Origin of the sequence: Nostoc sp. S13, assembly GCF_029379315.1 — a bacterium.
Classification (GTDB): domain Bacteria; phylum Cyanobacteriota; class Cyanobacteriia; order Cyanobacteriales; family Nostocaceae; genus Nostoc.
On record NZ_JAQYWQ010000119.1, the window covers coordinates 1 to 20,050 of the forward strand.

Genomic DNA, 20,050 nt, shown 5'->3' on the forward strand with positions numbered 1-20,050 from the left:
AGACATCTCCGAAAAAGAATGTAGAGACGCAAAATTTCGCGTCTCTACAAGGGTTATAGATAACGCATATTTAATTTCTGGAGATGTCTAATGGGAGCGATCGCACTTACTGGAGTTTCGTGTAAAATAGTAGCGTTTTTAAACGCTCCAGAGAAGTCTGACGGTTGGCTTGTGATTATCAGAACCTTCTTTCCTTCTCTACCAGAGGCTGCACCTACGCTGGAAACGCAAAGAAGGTTTTGGTGCGTTACGCTTTGCCATAACACAAACGCCAGTCCGCTCAAGTTGGGAAACCCGCCCACGCGGCTGGCTCCCCTAGATATACTTTCTTATCTACTGAACAATTGGAACAATTAGGAGAAGAATTTTTAGATTTTTCAAATGTATCTGATTTAGTTGCTTGGCTTGAACAAAATACAAGCAGTTAAAATAATTCGTAATTCCCAATTACGAATTACGAATTAGTTAAAGCAAGCTTGCACGCAGCGTGTCTCAACAGGAGAAGCAAGCGGCATAGATTGAGGGGTATTCTAGGGATGAATATGGCTAACCGAACCAGATTAATTTTACGTTTATGCCTCACTTTCTAAGTTTTACCTTATGAAGCAATTCATCTTTAATACGGTTGAGAATTGAAGTCTCATCCAGGTTTGCCAAAATCCGATTAATCACTGCTTTCGGCCCATCAGGCCCCCAAGTTGCGCCATTGGCTAAATAAACTTTGGTAACTTGTCCAATACCGTAAGAAGAAACACCAGCTACTCCCGCTTGGGTGATTGCCACCGATATGTAAGGGCCTAGCGCAATGCCACCGGTAGCTGTTGCAGAGATCCCAAGTAAAGTTTTTAATCCACTCAAACCCAAATTTGCTAACAATTCACTCGCACCGATACCGCCCATACTCAGGGCGATTTTTTGTAGCAATTGTACAGCCCCGGCTTCGTTCATGGAGAAGCCATAGAGTTTAGATAAACCCAAAATCAGAGCAATATCAATAACCACACTACTGAGAATATCTACCACAGTTACGGGATTGAGTGCGATCGCTAATGCCTTAGTCATCACAGCCTTCCAAATCAACTGATTGGCATTCTGTTCCCGAATCATCAGTTTTCGCTCAATCAATTGCTCATTTACAATGTCGGCATAAAGCATAGTATTGAGGGCAACCAAGGCTTTACCCTCACGGTGCAGAATCTCCAAAATTTTCAGCTTCAGTTCCTCCACTTTCGCATTCCCTGTACGTAACTGTATGCCCCTAGTACCATCAGGGCGACGAATCGCCGTCTTCACCAATGGCGATGCCGCAGCCATAACAATTTCTAGAGGTGTGAGTAATTCCCGCACTCTTTCATCCCGGATTTTGTGATAAATTGCCATCCGGTCTGCTTCTGGATACTGATCTACTTTGTTAAACACCAAGATGATCGGTTTACCTGCTTCCCGCAATTGAGAAAGAGCCATGTATTCTAGCTTTGTCATGTCGCCAGAGATCACAAACAAGATCAGATCCGCTTGTTTGGCAATCTGTTTAGCTAACGCGGCACGGGTTGCACCATCTACTTCGTCTAACCCAGGAGTATCAATTAATTCCACCTGCGATTGACCTACACCAGGAAGAGTGACTCGCAAAGCCCGTTCAGTTTCCCCAATCGTCTCTTCACTAATACTCCAATCAACTGTTTGTGCTGCACGGGTGACACCGTGCAGCGGCCCAGTTTCAAATACTGTTTGCCCAACCAAAGCATTAAGTAGCGAAGACTTACCACGTCCCACCATACCAAAAGCTGCAATCTGCACCACCATGCGGTCTAACTTCCCCAGCATGGTTTCCAAGTCAGCAATTTCCGTCTCCAATCCAGTTTTTTCTTGAGGAGTAAGGTCGAGATTGGCTACCAAGTTTCGCAGCGCCGTTTGCGCTTGTTTATAGTTCAGTTCCGTCTGAATGTCTTCAAAACTGAAAATGGCACTATCCAGTTCTTCCTCCCATCTGAGAGAATTTGCATCAGTGTTAGCGGAATCGCTTTGATGAGGTTCAGGCAAGGGCAATGTCGAAGTCATATCAATTTTAGATTTTAGATTTTAGATTTTAGATTTTAGATTTTAGATTTTAGATTTTAAATACACCCCATTTACTATCCTAGTTATTTTTAGGAGCGGTTTGGCGAGATGAGCTGCACAAAGGAGACAAGGGGGATAAGTATGCCCAATGCCCAATGCCCAATGCCCAATGCCCAATGCCCAACTACCTAACTAGTAGACTAATGACTAACAAAAAGTCATAAACTGAAAAATGCATCTAAATATAACGCGTTAGGATCTTGACTAAATTACCTGTGCGGAAAATTGTTATTGCCGGCAACTGGAAAATGTACAAAACTCAGGCAGAGACCCAGGAGTTTTTACAAGGATTTCTGCCCCACTTAGAGGAAACCCCCCAAGGGCGAGAAGTGATATTGTGTCCTCCTTTCACTGATTTAAGTGTTTTGTCTAAGACGTTGCACGGTAGCCTTATCCACCTGGGGGCACAAAATGTCCATTGGGAAGAATTTGGAGCCTATACGGGTGAGATTTCTGCCCCAATGTTGACAGAAAGTGGTGTGCGCTTTGTGATTGTCGGTCATAGCGAACGACGCCAATACTTTGGTGAAACAGACGCCACCGTTAATTTGCGCCTCCGAACTGCTCAAAGGTTTGGTTTGACTCCAATTCTCTGTGTTGGGGAAACTAAACAACAACGAGATGCGGGAGAAACTGAATCACTGATTGCTCTCCAACTCGACAAAGGCTTGGTAGATATTGATCAGCATAATTTGGTGATTGCCTACGAACCGATTTGGGCGATTGGCACTGGTGAGACTTGTGAAGTAACGGAGGCAAATCGGATAATTGGCTTAATTCGTAACCAGTTGACTAATCCGAATGTATCAATTCAATATGGCGGCTCAGTCAAGCCAAATAATATTGATGAGATTATGGCTCAACCAGAAATTGATGGTGTCCTCGTGGGAGGAGCAAGTTTGGAACCTGAGAGTTTCGCTCGGATTGTGAATTTTAAGTCAGTGTGATGTGCCTTCTTCTCGTTCCCATGCTCTGCATGGGAATGCCTACAGTGAGGCTGCCGCCTCACATAGCAATATAGATTTATGCGGAGCAACTTGATAATTCGAGGACGCTGTTTCGATTGGGGACAGCGAACTTATTTGATGGGCATTTTGAATGTGACGCCTGATAGCTTTAGTGATGGGGGTGAGTTTAACACTACCTCTGCGGCTTTAGTACAGGCGCAAGCACTGGTAGCTGCTGGTGCTGACATCATCGATGTGGGTGGTCAATCAACTCGACCAGGGGCAAAGCAAATAACTCTGGCGGAGGAACTTGACCGAGTACTAGCGGTGTTACAGGTGCTAAGACCAGAAATTTCAGTCCCGATTTCTGTAGATACTACCCGTGCTGCTGTAGCAATGGCATCTGTAGAAGCTGGAGCGGATATTATTAATGATATTTCTGGCGGCACTTTTGACTCAGAAATGTTGCCAACAGTCTCAGAGTTAGGTGTGCCGATGATTTTAATGCACATCCGGGGAACACCACAGACAATGCAACAACAAACTGATTATCAAGATTTAGTCGGAGAGATTTATAGTTTTTTGGCTCGGCAAATTGGGGTAGCAACTACTGCGGGCATTGACCTAGATAAAATTATTATTGATCCTGGTATTGGCTTTGCTAAGAATTATGAGCAAAATTTAGAAATTTTGCGCGGCTTGCGATCGCTCACAACACTCAACTGTCCTATCTTGGTAGGAGCATCCCGTAAAAGTTTCATTGGTCGCATTTTAAATCAACCAGATCCCAAAGCACGAGTTTGGGGAACGGCAGCAGCTTGTTGTGCTGCTATTTTTAATGGCGCTGATATCCTCCGAGTTCACGATGTTCAAGAAATGCGCGATGTTTCATTAGTAGCCGATGCGCTACTGAGACAAGCCGCACAGAGTGACTGTTAGGTATTGCCGTTTTCGTGTTTTTTGCCATTACCTTCTGGATTTTCTGGGTGGCCTATCAACTCATGAAACATTTCACTTGAGTTGGCTGGGTCTATAAAGACAATTTTGGCATTATTGCTCTCACCAAGTTTTTGGCTAGCATCTACGTAATCTTGAGCCACAAGATACCGCAAAATGTCCCTAGTATCTGGATTGGAACGTAGAGCTTGAGAAATGATTTGCACTGAAGCCATCGTTCCTTCTGCTTTTTTAATGGCAGCTTCCTTTTCCCCTTCTGCTTCGGTAATCAGCGCCCGTTTTTTGATTACAGCAGCTTGCTCCTCTTCTCTTGACTTCCGTACACTATCAGGTAGGGTAATTCTCTGAAGGTCTAACCGAAGAATATCAACTCCCCAATCTGTGGTTATACTATTCAACTCGAATAACAGAGCTGAGTGCATCTCCATTCTAGAGACATTGGTCTGCTCCAGAGTGTTCTGGGCAATGATTTCCCGGAGCGTCGTTGTAGTCACCTGTGTCAGTGCCCCTTGCAGATCCTCAATAGCATAAAAGCTTTTCTCAATATCTTTGATGCGCCAGTACATAACAGCGTCAACTTCCACGGAAATATTATCTTGGGTGATCACATCCTGAGGTTTGATGTCTAAGATTTGCTCTCGTGTAGTATCCTCCATCACAATCTGATCGACCAAGGGAACAATAAAGTTCAGCCCTGGCTTAAGTTTGCGATGATACCGCCCCAAGCGTTCGACTAGGGCTTCATTACCTTGATTAATCAGTTTTGCAGAACCTAAGGCATAACCTATAAGCACTAAAACTATAAAAATGATTGGCTCCATGTATACTCCTATTCAGCTTTGGGGAGAATTTAGTGTCAAGGATATGCTACTAGCTTGTCATATCTTTGAGTTTAATGTTTTGAGTCTGTAATTTTATAAACACCAGCAGCAATGTCTGATGTCGATTCGCTGCGAGTCTTGTACATCTTCTGTAAATAGGACTGTTTTGCAGAATGCGTAGAAGCTCTGCTTCTTGTCGTCAGACATCGCTATTAAAGCACCTTGATAAAACCCTGGCAAGGACTACTTTATGTAATCAACATTACTTGTACTGACATCTTCAGACAGCCAAAATTTTTTCAGTATATTTACTTAAAATAATTAGTTTTTAGTAAAATATAGTACTAATTCAAAAAACTCCATTATAATCGAATTAAAATTGGCTTCAGCCATTAATAATATAAAAATATTATGAGCAGACTGTTAATCAGACTTATTGGTTTAATCCTACTTATTATAGGCTTATACTTTTTTGGTCAAAACATCATATTTGTTAGCGGTTACTATTCATATTTTTACCGTAAAGTACCTGCTACGGCTTCAGTTATCGCAACTATGATCGGTGTATTTGCATTAGTTTTTTTTCGTAAAGAAACTGGTAATTTGGGATGGATTTTTCTAGGCATTGGCATAGTACTAGTTTTCTTAAGTGGTGGAGTTATTTTAAAGCCAACTAGCTTATGGGATTTTATAATTGCTTTTGCAGCATTAGCATCTGGATATAAATTACTAAATGAGGGCAGGATCAACTTTTAAAATCTGTAAATATAATCATATTTCTCATGTATGAAAGATGTATATGAGTCACTTTCGCTATGCAAAGAGTGCGTTAATGGCTTTATCTTGGTTGAATAGAGTAAGCTAAAATCGCTGCCCATCAACCAAAATAATCGCCTTTAGACATCGGTTAGCTTTCTTTCTTCTAGCCGATAGGGCAGTATTCATCCAACCCTAGGACTCAGAATTATTAATAGTGCGGCTATTACAAACATTCATCGCCTTTTCTACTCCCTGCTTGAGGCTTAATTCAATACACTCAATCACGAACTGAAGTACAAGAGACATCTGCTGATTTTCGGCAGAGGAAAATCGCCCCAGCACATGGGAGATAGCATCAGAATCATCGTTATTAGCTGCACTTTTGGGTTTACCAATACCGATTCGCAAACGGGGAAAGTTTTGGGTACTTAGATGTGCGATCGCACTTTTCATGCCGTTATGTCCTCCAGCCGAACCAGATAAGCGCAGACGAGTTTTTCCCAAGGGCAAATCCATATCGTCATAAATTATCAGCACCGATTCAGGCGGTAATTTATACCAACTTGTCACCGCTTGTATTGACTGTCCTGAGCGATTCATATAAGTCAACGGCTTTAGCAAGCGAATTTTACCTCCACCTGGGGCCATACCCTCGCCATACTCACCCTGAAACTTGCGGTTTTCTGCTAAGGGAATACGCCAAGAACGGGAGAGACTTTCTATACTAGCAAAGCCGATATTATGGCGTGTTTGGTCATATTTAGCTTCTGGATTCCCCAACCCGACAATTAGCTGGGGAATCACCAAAGCTGGTTGCGTAACTGCTTCTGTCATTTTGCCTACAGTCGATCAATTTTAGATTTTAGATTTGCGCTAGCGCAGCGTAAAGCTTTCGGCATGGCAACTCTTAGAGCGAGTCTCCGTACTCCTGCAAAGAAGCGAGCTACGCGCAGCGTCTCGTAGAGAGCGTCTTTTGGATTGAAAGAAACCACAAGGGTACAGGGCTTATGATTTTAGATTGACGATTTTGATTTGTTCCTTCCACCAGAGACGTTGCTTGGAACCGCAAAACAATCTAAAATCCAAAATCCAAAATTGGTATGTTCTCCTAGCTAGGTTGGGAAGAACTAGCGGTATCCTGCTCAGATTTAGCAGGGTGGATTTGCTTAGGTTCCAATTCAGCAGTAGTCTTTACAGCTTCTTCCAACTGTTCTGCTTCTTTTTGAAACTCGCTTTGAAACTCCTTGGAAGCTTCTTGAAAACTACGAATTGTTTTGCCTACACTTCGACCAATTTCTGGTAGCTTCTTTGGGCCAAAGATTAACAGCGCTACTACCATAATTACAGCCATTTCCGGCAGACCGATACCAAATATATTCATTTTTTGTCTCCTGTAAACTCTAAAACCACTACATAGACTCACATATTATTATGTAGTCTACTCAATAATCGCCTATCATAGAAAGCGATGCCTGCGGCGAGCTACGCTAACGCCCCACGAGCGAGTGATGCCTTATGTCTCTGACAATTAAAGACTTAGAACAATTACAGTCACAGAATCCTGATTTTCGGATGGAGCTAGTAGAGGGAAACATCATCGTTATGGGGCCATCCGATTATCAGTCAGACGAAATTGGTTCTCGTCTGCTGACATTTTTGAATATATGGGTCATGCCTCGCAAGTTGGGACGTGTTACTGGTTCTAGTGCTGGCTTTATTTTGCCCAGCATTGAAACAGATGAAACTGGAGGCGACCCAGAAAAAAGAAACCTCCGCGCTCCAGATGTTTCGTTTGTTCGAGCAGAACGACTCAAGAAGACTCAGCGTGACTTTGTGCAGTTAGTACCCGATCTGATGGTTGAGGTGAAATCTAAGAGCGATCGCCTCAAACCACTCCAAGAAAAGATTAAACTATTCCTACAACTTGGATCTACAGTAGGTATTCTCATCGACCCTGATAAACTTTTAGTAACAGTTTATCGTTCTAACCTTGAACCAGTAGTTTTAAAAGATAACGACAAACTGACAATACCAGAATTACTTCCAGGTTGGGAATTAACAATAAAAGAACTGTGGCCACCTGAGTTTGAGTAAATTAGGTACTTAATGACATCAAATTGAAGTCGAGAAGCATTCGTGTTTTATAGCGCAAAATATCGGGAGCATCCCACTTTTTTGCATGTCATTGCGAGCGAAACGAAGTGAAGCGAAGCAATCGCAAAATCTTCCAACTACGAACGAGTCCATGCGATTGCTTCGTCGTTCCTCCTCGCAATGACAATTATCCTCTCATTGAAATTAAAAAATCTTAATATTTGTGCCAAAAAATTCGAGTCGCCATGAGACGACAAAAAAGGAAAAAACAACAAGTGCAAAGGGTAAAAGAATTAAAGTATAAAGTACTACTAAATAATTCTCCCAACCGCGCAGACAACACGAAAACCAAAAATGTAGTTGATGATGACGCGCACCGCCCTATTGAAGTTGTTGCGGGACGCGGAACGGCAGTAGATAGGATTGTCGAACCAGGAACCGCCCCGCAGCACGGCATATTCTTGCTTTTGATAAAAATTATCATTATTATTAAACCAAGCACTGCCATCTGTTGGCGCTCCTTCATAGTTACCGTGACAATCGTCAAGACACCATTCCCATAAGTTTCCGTGCATATCGTATAACCCAAAGGCATTAGCTACTTCAAAACTGCCCACAACTGTAGTTTCTTTTCGATATGTTCCTTTGACAGCTGCGCTATAAGTGTAATCAGCATTGTAGTTGGCTAAGTCTGATGTAATTGTTTCGCCAAAATGGAAAGGGGTGGCCGTCCCTGCCCTACACGCATATTCCCATTCGGCTTCACTGGGCAGGCAATAGCTTTTGCCTGTATGTTGGGAAAGGCGATCGCAAAATTCCACCGCTTCAAACCAAGATACTCTCTCAACTGGTCGATTTTCTCCTTTAAAATACGATGGGTCAGGCTTGAGTTCGCGGTTTACTTGGGGGAGAGATGTGACTGCTTGCCATTGTGCTTGGGTGACTGGGTACTTGCCCATAAAAAAGGGTTGAACCTTTACTTCATGTTGAGGTTTTTCAGAGCTATATCCTTCCGCTTGAGGTGAACCCATCATGAATGTACCACCAGGGATGGCAACCATATCGAGAGTGATGTCCAGTATCCCACTCGGAGAGGGGCTTTGTAGAGTTTCGGTGAAGTATTGGGCAAGTTTTGTTTCTCGTTCGATGATTTCGCCGCGATGGTTGACGGTGACGGCTTTAAACTCAAGGGGCTTTAGCTCATCACTTTCTCGTCCCAAAGATTGAACATCTTTAAATACTTCTCTAGAAGAAAAAGTAGCGATCGCATTTCTCACTAAATCTTCTCCCACTCGATCCTGATTTCTTTGGGCTGCCTCTATTGCCAAATTCAATCTAACTAAAGGGTCTTGATTCGCTTCAATCCAACGCCAATAAGGACTTAATGAAGCTGTTATCCTCGTACTGCGACAGATTTTATCTGAACTCATTTCATGCTCATAACCCCATTTAAGAAACAAGATTAAGTTTGAGTTTTCTTGTAGAAGCAACTCCTGCCCTTTCTTCTCATCTCCATTGCCAAAATGCTTGAGAACTGTGTCACATAAATTGCCATTATAAAAATCCAAAACTTGAGGAGCAACATAGTCAATTCCTCTTCCTTGCTCCAATTTACTTTCTGCATAAGTCCGGGCAGGTTCGGGTAAAGTTACTCTCCAATCAGATGCATTAGAAGACTTTTCTGCCATTGAAAACTTGAGCAATTCCATTAAAGCCTTATTTCCACTTCTGCCCCAAATAGCCCTAGCTAAATCCAGACTTAACCCACTAGGAAAGAAAGCTAATAAAGGAAATATATCTTGCCCTTCTACCGATAACATTTCAAAGGAACGCTCTAAAGTTATCCGCAGACTTCTTTCTTTTCTTTGTTCAGGAGAATAAGAATCAAGAACGGACAGTGGTTCAATATCCAAATCTTCACACAGCATCTTGAGGGTGCATTGAGTTTCTGCCATATAAGATGCTGCTAGTTTAATGGGTAAGGCATAGCCATCAAGAAACTTTACTAAAAGATTAAAATCTTCTACCAAATCATTATTGTCTCCCCATTGTGCTAGTGATGGAGCATACTTTTTAAATATCTCTCTCGTTTCTGATGCTCCCATGCTGTAAACTTCTTCTTGATGGCAATAAATAATATCCCTTACTAGAGAATCACGGGAAGTTAACAACAGTCTTAAATTAGAACATTGTTCTAACAACGAGTTCAAAAGTTCAATTAGTTCATTGGATTCTTTTTCAATCAATTTATCCAAATCATCGAGAATCAAAAACAATCGACTATTCCTTAATTCTCTCTCTAAGGCAAAGCTGCTTAATTCAAGACTTTGTTTAACTTTGGTAATTAGCGTTCCTACAGAATCAGTATCACGTAAACTAATAAACCAAACTCCATCCTTATAGCGATCGCGCTCATGTAACCACTGAGCAATGGCATAAGCTAAAGCAGTTTTACCTATTCCTCCCATACCATGAAGAGCAATACAACGTTTATCCGACTCTACCAGTTCTTTAACTACCTGATGTATTTCTTGCCTGCGTCCTACAAAGTTTGGATCTTTACGGGGAATATTAGTATTTGACCACTGGGGATAGATAACTTGGTGAGAATCGGCTGGTTCGATAATCAGCGATTGATTATGGTCAGTTTGGGGTAGTAATCGAAATTTGAAGGCTTCATCGAAATTAACTCCTTGCTGAAAAGTCTGAGAGTTAAACAGTTTTATTAATTTATCATCAAGTTTAACTGCATTACGACTCAATAAGAAACTATTCCCAACTGAATCCTGATTGAATAATGCCTGATAAAGTCGTCGAGAAAAACATCGGGCAGCAACATCTAGAATTTTATCTTCAGCGTTAACCGCAATTATATGAGACACTCCTGCTTTTATAAAAGCTTGAGCTAACTTTTCGGAATGACAAGCATTAAATAATGCTAACTGACAGGGTGGTTGCTTTTGGTTTGATAAGGCGATCGCCAGTTCTTCTTCACTAAAAGAACGAGTAATTCCCACTTCATCTTCTAACACCAAAGCTGTACTATCCCGATCTCTCATTCCATGACCAATAAAATGAATAATCAGTGGTTTGACACGATGAGACAACACATCTTGTAGAGTCTGTGAGGTGGCTACTTTAACCACTATTTCCACTGCGATTGGGTGAGATATATCTTCTAACACTAAAGCAATGGCATCAATTTCTTCTTGGAGCGATAAATTCTCTACTGGCGATAATTCTTCAGTCAGCAGAGGGGCTGAAAACAAGATCAGAATTTGATTACTGAACGAATTATCTTGTTTAGTAACTTTTTCTATTCTTGGACTAAGAGGAACTTTTTCAGCTACTTTTGAGACAGCCATTCTTCTATTTCTTCATCAGTAGCGGTGCTTAAGTCAAGAGTGGGACGAACTGGATGTTCTAACGTGCCTTTTGGTTCTATCCCTTTTTCTCGCAATTTTCGCCGCCAATTATTGATCGCCTTAGCGACTTTGATACTGTACTCTATCAAATTGGCTGTTGCTGCTATCCCTCCAACTACTGTAGCCACAAAAACTATGTCATCTGCACCTACTATCCGACTTGGTGACTTTTGCACCTTGATTGAACTTATCCCCAGCAATGTTTCTAAAGACTCTATTTCATCTGGGGGCAATTGGGATGAAATGACTATGCTACAGAGAGGAATTTCGCTCATTTACACCTCTAAAAGTTTTATTTTTTGATCAATATTTGCAGTTCTTCAACTTTAGCTTCCAATTTCAGCCACCCGATGACTCAATGGTATCTTAGAACCACAGCCCAGGTAAGTGGCGATCGCACTAACAACTACATCCGTCCTGGACGTGCCAGTTCGCTCAACGTAGCTATTAAGTTCTTCTAGCAGAGATGGGAGAATTCTGATGGCGATTTGCGGTTTACCATACTTGTATATTGAGAATTAAAAGCTACATTAACTTTTTATCTTGTTTGACTAAGTAATACTTAGTGATATTGTAGTACGACATTTTTTCTTTTGGCAGATGTTTCGCTTCTACCCCGCTTATGTCACTCTGGGGAGAAAAAATTGAAGAAGAATACATTCGTCAGAATACATTCGTCAGAATGCAATCAGTGGGGGATTCAGACCCGCCACTACGAAAGTTGACCACCAAATTTTCTTGTTTTGTGGGGGTCTTAAACGTCGTTTATTCATCCACCAGTCGCACAAAATACCCAACTGAATTCTGGCGACTGGCACCTTTATTCTGTTTGATAAATGTAGTTGGGTTGAACGAATGTAAACAGCGTCCGTAGGGAAGTGAAACCTAACAAACTCTTGAGAATGTTGGGTTTCGTTCCTCAATGCAACCTACACCTGCTGGATTATCAGTACTGAGTTATTGTCCAGTAGCAAATCACAATTCACAAAAAAACCCGGAGGAACCGGGTGTAACTTAACTTGTTATCCAAACTTGATAGCTGTGATCTCCCTTAGCGTCCTAAACTCCGCCAATCGACAAATACATCCTGAATCAACAGTGATTTATTGTAAAGTTGCAGAATAATCAGCAGAAACACGAAAAATAGCAAAATAAAAACAGCCATCACGGGTGTAGTGCCCCAACCTGGAGCCACCTTCCCATACTCAGAGTTGAGTGGTTTCAGGATATCTCCTAACCAAGTCCTTTGTGCCATAGTTCACCTAAGATTACTTGCCAATACTTGCCAAAGCTTTTTTTAATCTTCTGTAATATTCTATAAGAATAGCACTCATAATCTATCCCTCAATTATGGAACCCGCAATAGTTCTTAGCATTTCTATGGCTGCCGTAGTGGTTGTCATCACCGGACTGTCGATTTATACCTCCTTTGGCCCTCCTAGCAAGCAATTGAACGATCCGTTTGATGACCACGAAGATTAAAAGAGTCATTAGTCATTTGTCATTTGTCAATGGTCTGTGGAAAACCACAATTGACGACTGACACAGCAATAGTGGCTCACTCCAGCCTGGGATTAATCGCTGGTATCACCTTGAAACTGGCGATTTTCCAAGGCTGTATCGTCAAGATTTGTTGCTGAGATGAGAATTTAGTGGTAGAGGAACGCTCTAACAAATCTACTGTATCTCCTAGATTCAACCCTAAATCACTTTGCAAAGATAACTCGGCTATTTCTCCGTGACATTCATAACACCGCAGAATTAACTGCTGTGGGTCATCCTCAGATGGCTTCAAGGCCATCAAGATTAAATTTTCAGATGATAAGTCTAGGAACCTTACCCCCAAACCATGTTTGCCAGCAGAGAGGGGAGGGTTTTCAGGTGGGTTTTCATTAACGGGATTTAATATCACTTGCAATGGGATATTCAATTCATAGCCACGCCGTACTGTATGGGCTGATTCCCAGCTACCAGCATGAGGATACAAGGCATAAGTGAACTCGTGAAAACCTCGGTCAGCCTCTGAGTCTGGCCAATTAGGACTGCGTAGCAGTGTCAGGCGGAGTTGATTTGGTTTGCTGTCGTAACCGTATTTACAATCATTCAGCAAACTGACACCATAAGAATTTTGGACTTCGACTTCTCTACGAGACGCTGCGCGAACGCTCAGTCGAACGATTGTAGATTTTGGATTTGGGATTACGGTATTTGTCTGTGTGTCTTCTGCTGTCAAATCAGCCCAACGCAAAGCGGGAACTTCCCATTTTGCTTGTTCTGCGGAGGTTTGTGATTTAGTTGGGCGGCGAATCGCGCCACAGGGAATTTCATAGGTAGCAAAGTCTGCTTCAACATTCAGAGGAAAAGCAGCTTTCACTAATACATGATTTTCTTGCCAATTGACGGTAGTAGCTATGTTCAGCAGAGGTGAACCAGCTTGCAAAATATAGTCTTGGCAAAATTCCGATTCACCCAACTGACGCACCACACGCACACGACTTTGTACTGGGCCTTGTTCTAACCACTGAATAGATTGAAGATTTGTTGCAGGTAAGGGATGTTGAGCGTAATTGGGGTCTATATTCCAAGCATCCCAATATTGATCACTGTCTTTAAAGGCTTGTAGTTGATTCCCCGGGCCACTCAAAACTTCTCGTTGATAAGTTTTCTCAAAAACACTTGATAAATCTCCAGTATCAGGATCTATAACAACTCGCAAGAATTCATTTTCTAAAATCCAGTCTGGGAGGGGTGGGGGAGATGGGGGAGATGAGGGAGATGAGAGGGATGAGGGAGAAAGCCAAAATATGCGGTAGCCTACGGGTGGAATTTCGGGGGCGAGAAATAGTAGCGTTGATGGTTGAGATAATTGGGAGACAAGCTGGTTTCCAGAAGTATCGTAAATCTGCCATTCCTGGGTAGCTGTTGCTGGCGTGGGTAAAGCTACAGAGACTACCTCAGAACGCTGCCAATTGAGAGAATTAAAAACGAAAATAGGTAAACTATCGGGTTTTGGTGGTTCTGATGGGTTAATGTGAGATGCGATCGCTAAAAGTGATGACTGTAATATTTTCGTTCCTATTTGTTCCACTTGCTGCCACTGGGGCAACGCATCCAGATAAACTTGGGTAATTGAAGAACCAGGTAAAATATCGTGAAACTGTTGAAATAACACCAGCTTCCAAGCTGCTTCGATTTCTGCTTTGGGATATGTCACACCACAGCTTACAGTTGCCAAGGTAGCAAATAGTTCAGCTTGATATAATAAATTTTCACAACGACGATTCCAACGTTTTTGATCTGCATGGGTAGTGTAGCAACCGCGATGAAATTCTAAGTATAGTTCGTCATTCCAGATGGGGAATGAGGCAGATGAGGGGGATGAGGGAGAAGAATAACTCCTAACTCCTAACTCTTGACTCCTAACTCCTTTACTGATTTGCTGTAAATACTTTTCAGCCGTCGTAAATTCTAAGTCTGGGAAGAAAGGCGACTTTTGCCAGCGTTGGGCGGTTTCTAACATATCACGGGTGGGGCCGCCGCCGTGGTCGCCGACACCGGGAAGCCAGAGGGATTCTGGTAAACCAGTTTGGGTTTGCCATTCAAGAGCGTAGGATGCCATTTTAACTGGGTCAATGCTTTCACCGATGGGTGCAGACATCAAACTAAAGACTTCACTGCCGTCAGGCGATCGCCACCAAAAAGCCCCATAATCAAATTTAGTAGTATCATTCCAGCGCAACTTCTGCGTCACAAAATACTCAATTCCGGCATTAGCGAAAAACTGCGGTAAAGTTGCACAGAAACCAAAAGAATCTGGAACCCACACCACGGTTGAAAGCTTGCCAAATTTTTCCTGGATGTAGCGCTGACCATACAATAGTTGACGGACTATTGATTCACCAGCAATCAAGTTGAGTTCTGGTTCCACCCACATTCCGCCGACAACTTCCCAACGTCCAGCCGCTACCTGTGCTTGAATCGCCCCAAACAAATCCGGGCGATGTTCCTCAATCCAAGCATAAAGTGCGGGAGTTGAATGGCAGAAAATTAACTCAGGAAAATCTTCTTGCAATTTCAGAACCGACTCAAAAGTGTTTTGCGCCGCATTCCAAGTTTCATTCACAGGCCATAGCCATGCTAAATCTAAGTGAGCATGACCCAATAGGAAAATTTTAGATTTTGAGTCGCACCTTTGATGCCCTTCCAGCCCAACTTGGATTTTGGATTGAATTAAATTTTGGCGTAGGGACAAAAACGATTTTACTAATTCTCCCTTCTCTTCCTCCGTGTCATGGGCGCCTCTGCGGTTCGTAACCTCCCCCACCATCGCCGCCAAAACATCCAACTTCTCCGGTGCAAACTTTTCCAAATAAAGTTGCACCACAGCTAACTCATCAGCCACAAAACCCGGATCGGGATTATTATCATCAATAGACTGATAAACTAGAAGCGATCGCACTAAAGCACCATCACAATGTTCTGGACTGACTAACCGCAAAGCCACAATAAACTCTTCTTTTGGCGTCACCCCCTGACTGAGAAGCACTCTCGGCGAAGAATCAAATAAATCACCCTCCAGCACTAACTCGCCATTCACATAAATCTCAGCAGAATCTGCCCACCAAACCAGCGCCAGCCGCAAAGATAATCCAGCTAAGGGATAGCCTTGTAAATCTTGGGGAACCACCAATTTTTGCACTAGCCATAGCACTTTTTTCCCGCCTGTCCAAGCGATATGTTCTTTAGCATTCAACTGGACAGGTTGCCAATCAGACAAATCAGCAGTTATAACATCAGTAATAATCAGGTCAGATTCCTGGTATAGCCAAGTAGACTGAAGGTTAACTTGACAAAAAGAGCGCAGTTGCTCAATTGCTTGTGAGATGAATTTGGTCTGGGATTGAGAGACAGTCGGGGTCATATTTTCGCTAAGATAAGGTCACTTACGATAATTAACAGTTAGTCGTTTTTATTGTTTGGCGCGAGTCTCACAACTTAACAAGACTTGAACTAAAAAATTACTACTATGTCTTCTGGTTCCTCTGGTCGTTATCAAAGCAGACTATTTAACTTTGTCCACAAGCAATCTCGGCGGGTGACACAACAGTGGGAACACACCTTCCGACATTTGCAAGTTGCTACTAAGTGGGGTGTGGAGGTACTACTTTACCCAGTGTATCTGCTGTTTCAGTCATCGGAATCGTCTGGGAAAACCCTACAGACCAAAGAACCACAAACTAGACTAAAGTTACAACCAAATGATACCGATTTCCAGCCCGAAACTCTGCCAAATGTTGATAGTCCTATTCAACATGTACTAGAAGCTGTCCATTACCTATCATCTGATGAACCCGCCTCTACTCCTACAAAAACATCTGAACCTTTCAATCCCTTGGCTTTGGTGGGAGTTTTTCGGCTGAAATTCGTTGATAATAACGCCAATCTTACTCACTCATCAAATATTACAGAGAATAAAGCGGCAAATCTCAACCCTTCACAGTTAGAGAATGCTCTCAAGCGGCATCTTCCAATAGTGCGAGGAATTGCCACAAATTTGATGAATCGGAATTTAGTACTTGTTAGTTCTGATAATGAAGTTCTAGATATTTTGACACCCCAGCAACAGGCAAAATTAGAAGACCGGATTATTAATGAAGTTGCTAAATACTGGCAGTCTTCTCTACGACACGCTGCGCGTACCCCTACGGGGAAGCAAGCTACGCGTAGCGTTCCGTTGGCGCAGCCTCTCGTAGAGAAGGAAAGGCGATTGATTATAGCTCAAAAAGAAACACAGCTATTACCACAAATTGACCGTTTATTAGCAAAACTCACTGACGGAAATCCAGCTAAAATTCCAGTTTTAGCCGAGGGTATACCAAAAGATTTAATTAATACAGATAGATTATTAGCATTTCTAGATACAGCCGTTGCTAAATTGGAATCAAATGCTTTAGTCCCAGTGCAAGAACGTAGCCAGGAAATTGTCCAAGTTGCCCAAACTCAGTTAAACATATTTCTTTATGGCAAAGAGCAATTAGCTGGTAGGGGAGAAATTGCAACTACTGCTGATAGTTTGGAAACTCATAAACTGAATCTTCAGGCTTTGATTGAGGCGGCGCTTAATTACTTTTTCGGTGTTGGTAGTAGAAAAACACTTGAGCCAACAATCAGTGATGAGAGATTGCCAAGCAAACTATTATCATCACACCTTAGAAAAGCCTTGTCCAAAAGCCCTCAGTTGGAGAACCAGGATTTAACAGATGATTCTTGGCTAACGTGGGGTGATTTATTTGGTGACACCGAAACCGTTGTTGATAAGCCAGTTACACTTTCTCAAACTAAAAATCCTGCTTTAGCCCCAAGTTTATCAGTAGGACATTCTCCACAAAAGAATTTGAGTGTAAAACAACCTAAAGTGGGATCTGGCTTGGTACAAAGGAAACAACCAACTAGTAATCTCGCCTCCAGTCAAAAAACATCTGGAAAAGTTTCCTCTAGAAAACAAACCCAAGCCAGCATTTCCCAAACTAAAAGCGAGAGTGGTAAAGGGGAAATTTTGCAAGAGCAATTTCATCAAAGCAGTCAAGTTGAAGCACAGCCAGACTGGATAGAAACCAAAGTAACTTCAACAGGCTATGAGAAGCACCCCTTAGAGCAACTTCTGGAATGGCTTGATTATGTTATGCTCTGGCTAGAAAAGAGATTTGTAAAGATTTTTCAGTTGTTGCGGCAGATGTGGCAGGGAAAATAATACTAATTCCTAATTCGTAATTAAGAAGCGAGAGCGGGATGTTGTCAGCGCTCCACTTTGACTGTTACAAAATTGTGGATAACGACAACGGTTAGAAGCCTTTAAATACGTGAGGGTAACTCAATTCACTGTAATTATTTCATAGCTAGAAGCTATTTTTACTACAATGGATGTTGACATATTAGTAGCTTGCTGGGAAAATACGTAAAAAATTAACCCTATGATTGACCATAGCGATCGCATACTGTCTCATAAAGAAGGCACATTCCAAGGTGTTGGAGCACTTGACCTGTATTACCAAAGCTGGCATCCAGATGGTAAAGTACGGGCAATATTAGCCATTGTGCATGGACTCGGAGGACACAGCGATCGCTACAGTAACGTAATTCAACATCTGATACCCAAACAATATGCTGTCTACGGCTTAGAGTTGCGTGGTCATGGACGCTCACCGGGTCAGCAAGGCTATATCAACGCTTGGAGTGAGTTTCGCGAAGACTTGGGAGCCTTTTTACAGTTAATTCAAACTCAGCAGCCAGGATGCCCAATTTTTCTCTTGGGTCATAGTTTAGGCGCGGTGATTATCTTAGATTACATTCTGCGCTATCCTCAACAAGCATCATTATTGCAGGGTGCGATCGCTTTAGCGCCAACCTTGGGGAAAGTTGGGGTTTCACCTATTCGCGTGCTTTTAGGAAAAATGCTCTCACGGGTGTGGCCGCGTTTCACCCTGAATACAGGTATTAACATCAGTGCTGGTTCACGAGATCAGCAGATTTTAACTGCCTATGCTCAGGATACACTGCGACATACCCGTGCTACTGCCCGTCTGGCTACAGAATTCTTTGCAACAGTTGATTGGATTAATGCTCACGCAGCTGATTGGCAATTACCATTGTTGATTCTCCACGGTGGCGCAGACCGAGTTGCTTTGCCAGGGGGAAGCGACACTTTTTACCAACGGGTAAATTGCCAAGATAAGCTGAGAATTGAGTATCCAGGAGCCTATCACGATATTCAGAATGACCTCAATTACCCTGAGGTAATGGCTGATTTGGAGGGTTGGTTAGAGCAACACTTACTATCTCAGGTGGTGCAGTTAGGACGGGGAAACGCTGAGTTAGAGTTTCCTAATTCTTAGCAGTCTAATACTCATTAATATACTAAAATCATTAAGCCACATTTCTAAGAATCAGTCAGTCAGTAACCAACTCGTATCGGAACTTTATATCGTTTAGTTGCAGTTCCGACATTCTTTGCAGAGTTGAGATAAGAACCATCGAGCCTAATTTACCAGCTTCTGTTATCTTTAATTCATATTGCTCGAACTCTTCTGTTGCATCAGCTCGATCAAACTTACTTGGAAAAGGTTCACCGCCGTGTACAAAACCTGAACGGTAGCTGTACATCTGTGTCAATTTCTTTTTGAAAGTAGTTAGGGAACCAAGAAAAGTCTGACATTTCTGGTTGATTTGCTGACCGACTTGCTCTTTTGAATCGTTGTATATTGCTTCAATACCAATTAATGAATAAAGAAGAATTTCATTTGCTCGTACTTCATTAAATCCACCGAAAAGGTGTGTATAAGCATTAAATGCCCGACTCAAAGTGCTATTTCCCTGCTTTGTACACAGTGAGTTATTCTCCACCCATTGGGCAACTTCAAACAATGATAAATCCTTGACAGGTGGCCAATTAAGTAACTCAGCATTTTGTCGAGCATCCATTAGTGTTGAACATATAGAATGAAAACTGTGAAGTCCCCTATAAGATGATTGTGCAATAGCTTTTTTTAAGTTTATAGTACCCGGAGTAGCAATATTTGAAATAAGCACAGCCTGTTGTAACCGCTCACCTACATCATCGGTGAGAAATTTATCAAACAGTGCTAGTCGGTCTGAATCATCTTCATGCCAATCTACAAGATTTTCAAGTAACTGATTTCGCTCGAAGCTAGCTGACAATTCTGCACGAATCCAAAAAATTGGGATAGGGACTATGTGTGGCTCTTGAAAAATAATTTTGAAAACTGCTGGTATTTCATCTTCTCCTACAATTGAGAACGATACCCAAAAGACTCATCCGCGAATCATGAAAGCTTACCAGAAGAGAGTTACAAGGATTTGCACGGGAGGAGCGATCGCCATCTGGCTGTACGAGGAAATGAGGGTTTGA

18 protein-coding genes and 1 pseudogene are annotated in these 20,050 nt (G+C 42.2%); 9 read left to right on the forward strand and 10 right to left on the reverse strand.

The genetic code is table 11. The features are described 5' to 3' along the window. Positions 1 to 53: 53 nt before the first annotated feature. A complete protein-coding gene (locus PUQ00_RS26835) occupies positions 54 to 302 on the reverse strand; it encodes a hypothetical protein (RefSeq protein ID WP_300422376.1) in 249 nt (82 codons plus the stop codon). Positions 303 to 329: 27 nt separating this feature from the next. Here PUQ00_RS26835 and PUQ00_RS26840 point away from each other — a divergent pair. After that, a pseudogene (locus tag PUQ00_RS26840) lies at positions 330 to 428 on the forward strand (DUF4351 domain-containing protein); the annotation flags it as partial. 151 nt (positions 429 to 579) lie between these two features. Here the strand turns inward: PUQ00_RS26840 and PUQ00_RS26845 are convergent. Then, positions 580 to 2,061: a GTP-binding protein gene (locus tag PUQ00_RS26845; protein ID WP_300422378.1), complete on the reverse strand. Its 1,482-nt coding sequence runs from the start codon at positions 2,059 to 2,061 to the stop codon at positions 580 to 582. 275 nt (positions 2,062 to 2,336) lie between these two features. Here PUQ00_RS26845 and tpiA point away from each other — a divergent pair, with 275 nt between their 5' ends. Then, positions 2,337 to 3,068 carry a triose-phosphate isomerase gene (gene tpiA / locus PUQ00_RS26850; RefSeq protein ID WP_300422398.1) on the forward strand — a complete coding sequence of 244 codons (732 nt, stop codon included), beginning with the start codon at positions 2,337 to 2,339 and terminating at the stop codon, positions 3,066 to 3,068. Between the two features lie 78 nt (positions 3,069 to 3,146). Then, complete coding sequence (folP, locus tag PUQ00_RS26855; protein ID WP_300422379.1) at positions 3,147 to 4,007, forward strand: dihydropteroate synthase; 861 nt, start codon at positions 3,147 to 3,149, stop codon at positions 4,005 to 4,007. Here folP and PUQ00_RS26860 read toward each other — a convergent pair. Further along, positions 4,004 to 4,846 (reverse strand): SPFH domain-containing protein, encoded by an 843-nt coding sequence (locus tag PUQ00_RS26860; protein WP_300422381.1) that lies wholly within the window; start codon positions 4,844 to 4,846, stop codon positions 4,004 to 4,006. The genes folP and PUQ00_RS26860 overlap by 4 nt on opposite strands. Positions 4,847 to 5,257: 411 nt before the next feature. On the opposite strand from PUQ00_RS26860, the gene PUQ00_RS26865 reads away from it, so the two are divergent. Further along, positions 5,258 to 5,602, forward strand: coding sequence for a hypothetical protein (locus tag PUQ00_RS26865; RefSeq protein ID WP_300422383.1), 345 nt, complete (start codon positions 5,258 to 5,260; stop codon positions 5,600 to 5,602). A 195-nt stretch (positions 5,603 to 5,797) separates the two neighbouring features. Here the strand turns inward: PUQ00_RS26865 and pth are convergent, their stop codons facing one another. Continuing rightward, positions 5,798 to 6,439, reverse strand: coding sequence for an aminoacyl-tRNA hydrolase (pth, locus tag PUQ00_RS26870; RefSeq protein ID WP_300422384.1), 642 nt, complete (start codon positions 6,437 to 6,439; stop codon positions 5,798 to 5,800). Positions 6,440 to 6,713: 274 nt separating this feature from the next. Continuing rightward, complete coding sequence (locus PUQ00_RS26875; protein ID WP_300422385.1) at positions 6,714 to 6,986, reverse strand: TatA/E family twin arginine-targeting protein translocase; 273 nt, start codon at positions 6,984 to 6,986, stop codon at positions 6,714 to 6,716. 134 nt (positions 6,987 to 7,120) lie between these two features. Here PUQ00_RS26875 and PUQ00_RS26880 point away from each other — a divergent pair, with 134 nt between their 5' ends. Next, positions 7,121 to 7,699: a Uma2 family endonuclease gene (locus PUQ00_RS26880; RefSeq protein WP_300422386.1), complete on the forward strand. Its 579-nt coding sequence runs from the start codon at positions 7,121 to 7,123 to the stop codon at positions 7,697 to 7,699. A gap of 311 nt (positions 7,700 to 8,010) precedes the next feature. Here PUQ00_RS26880 and PUQ00_RS32945 read toward each other — a convergent pair whose 3' ends face one another. Next, complete coding sequence (locus PUQ00_RS32945; RefSeq protein ID WP_335030178.1) at positions 8,011 to 11,064, reverse strand: SUMF1/EgtB/PvdO family nonheme iron enzyme; 3,054 nt, start codon at positions 11,062 to 11,064, stop codon at positions 8,011 to 8,013. Next, positions 11,046 to 11,399, reverse strand: coding sequence for a hypothetical protein (locus PUQ00_RS26895; RefSeq protein ID WP_300422388.1), 354 nt, complete (start codon positions 11,397 to 11,399; stop codon positions 11,046 to 11,048). The genes PUQ00_RS32945 and PUQ00_RS26895 overlap by 19 nt, the downstream gene beginning before the upstream one ends. Positions 11,400 to 11,423: 24 nt before the next feature. Between PUQ00_RS26895 and PUQ00_RS26900 the strand changes: the two genes are divergently transcribed. Beyond that, entirely contained in the window at positions 11,424 to 11,585 is a 162-nt protein-coding gene (locus tag PUQ00_RS26900; protein WP_300422389.1) for a hypothetical protein, read from the forward strand. A gap of 590 nt (positions 11,586 to 12,175) precedes the next feature. On the opposite strand, the gene psbH is transcribed toward PUQ00_RS26900, so the two are convergent. Then, positions 12,176 to 12,379 (reverse strand): photosystem II reaction center protein PsbH, encoded by a 204-nt coding sequence (gene psbH, locus PUQ00_RS26905; RefSeq protein ID WP_292760391.1) that lies wholly within the window; start codon positions 12,377 to 12,379, stop codon positions 12,176 to 12,178. 95 nt (positions 12,380 to 12,474) lie between these two features. Between psbH and psbN the strand changes: the two genes are divergently transcribed. After that, the gene (gene psbN, locus PUQ00_RS26910) at positions 12,475 to 12,606 is read left to right on the forward strand and encodes a photosystem II reaction center protein PsbN (protein WP_300422391.1); all 132 of its coding nucleotides are present in this window, start codon (positions 12,475 to 12,477) and stop codon (positions 12,604 to 12,606) included. Positions 12,607 to 12,682: 76 nt separating this feature from the next. Here psbN and PUQ00_RS26915 read toward each other — a convergent pair whose 3' ends face one another. Continuing rightward, complete coding sequence (locus PUQ00_RS26915; protein WP_300422392.1) at positions 12,683 to 16,045, reverse strand: alpha-mannosidase; 3,363 nt, start codon at positions 16,043 to 16,045, stop codon at positions 12,683 to 12,685. A 105-nt stretch (positions 16,046 to 16,150) separates the two neighbouring features. Here PUQ00_RS26915 and PUQ00_RS26920 point away from each other — a divergent pair, with 105 nt between their 5' ends. Both PUQ00_RS26920 and PUQ00_RS26925 read left to right on the forward strand, forming a co-directional pair. Beyond that, entirely contained in the window at positions 16,151 to 17,875 is a 1,725-nt protein-coding gene (locus PUQ00_RS26920; RefSeq protein ID WP_300422394.1) for a hypothetical protein, read from the forward strand. A 220-nt stretch (positions 17,876 to 18,095) separates the two neighbouring features. After that, positions 18,096 to 19,016: an alpha/beta hydrolase gene (locus tag PUQ00_RS26925; protein ID WP_300422395.1), complete on the forward strand. Its 921-nt coding sequence runs from the start codon at positions 18,096 to 18,098 to the stop codon at positions 19,014 to 19,016. Between the two features lie 55 nt (positions 19,017 to 19,071). Here the strand turns inward: PUQ00_RS26925 and PUQ00_RS26930 are convergent, their stop codons facing one another. Next, the gene (locus PUQ00_RS26930) at positions 19,072 to 19,839 is read right to left on the reverse strand and encodes a hypothetical protein (protein ID WP_300422396.1); all 768 of its coding nucleotides are present in this window, start codon (positions 19,837 to 19,839) and stop codon (positions 19,072 to 19,074) included. Positions 19,840 to 20,050: the final 211 nt, after the last annotated feature.